1 protein-coding gene is annotated in these 1,141 nt (G+C 64.3%); it reads left to right on the plus strand.

All coding sequences use genetic code 11. The features are described from left to right. Positions 1-2 precede the first annotated feature (2 nt). Positions 3-1,141: elongation factor Tu (gene tuf / locus ABUE31_RS22640; RefSeq protein WP_367726028.1), on the plus strand; the 1,139-nt coding region annotated here is incomplete at its 3' end.

Here is a 1,141-nt window from a genome sequence, read left to right on the forward strand (position 1 = left end):
AAATGGCAAAAGGAAAATTTGAGCGCACCAAGCCTCATGTGAACGTCGGCACGATTGGTCACGTTGACCATGGCAAGACGTCGCTGACCGCGGCGATCACGAAGTTCTTCGGCGAGTTCAAGGCGTATGACCAGATCGACGCCGCACCGGAGGAGAAGGCGCGCGGCATCACGATCTCGACGGCGCACGTCGAGTACGAGACGGCGAACCGCCACTATGCGCATGTCGACTGCCCCGGCCACGCCGACTACGTGAAGAACATGATCACGGGCGCGGCGCAGATGGACGGCGCGATCCTGGTTGTTTCGGCGGCCGACGGCCCGATGCCGCAGACGCGCGAGCACATCCTTCTGGCGCGCCAGGTCGGCGTTCCTGCGATCGTTGTGTTCCTGAACAAGGTCGACCAGGTCGACGACGCGGAGCTTCTGGAGCTGGTCGAGCTCGAGGTTCGCGAGCTTCTGTCGAAGTACGAGTTCCCGGGCGACGACATTCCGATCGTCAAGGGCTCGGCGCTTGCGGCTCTCGAGGACTCCAACAAGGAGATCGGCGAGAACGCGATCCGCAAGCTGATGGAAGAGGTTGACCGCTACATCCCGACGCCTGAGCGTCCGGTGGACAAGCCGTTCCTGCTGCCGATCGAGGACGTTTTCTCGATCTCGGGCCGCGGCACGGTTGTGACGGGTCGCGTCGAGCGCGGCATCGTGAAGGTGGGCGACGAGCTCGAGATCGTCGGCATCCGTCCGACGACGAAGACGATCTGCACGGGCGTGGAGATGTTCCGCAAGCTGCTCGACCAGGGGCAGGCTGGCGACAACATCGGCGCGCTGCTGCGCGGCGTCGACCGCGAGGGCGTCGAGCGCGGCCAGGTCCTGGCCAAGCCGGGTTCGGTCAAGCCGCACACGAAGTTCAAGGCCGAGGCCTACATCCTGACGAAGGAAGAGGGTGGCCGCCACACGCCGTTCTTCACGAACTACCGTCCGCAGTTCTACTTCCGCACGACGGACGTGACGGGCGTGGTGACGCTGCCGGAAGGCACGGAGATGGTGATGCCGGGCGACAACGTGACGGTCGACGTGCAGCTGATCGTGCCGATCGCCATGGAGGAGAAGCTGCGCTTCGCAATCCGTGAAGGCGGCCGCAC

Source organism: Mesorhizobium marinum, from assembly GCF_040813675.1.
Classification (GTDB): domain Bacteria; phylum Pseudomonadota; class Alphaproteobacteria; order Rhizobiales; family Rhizobiaceae; genus Mesorhizobium_K; species Mesorhizobium_K marinum.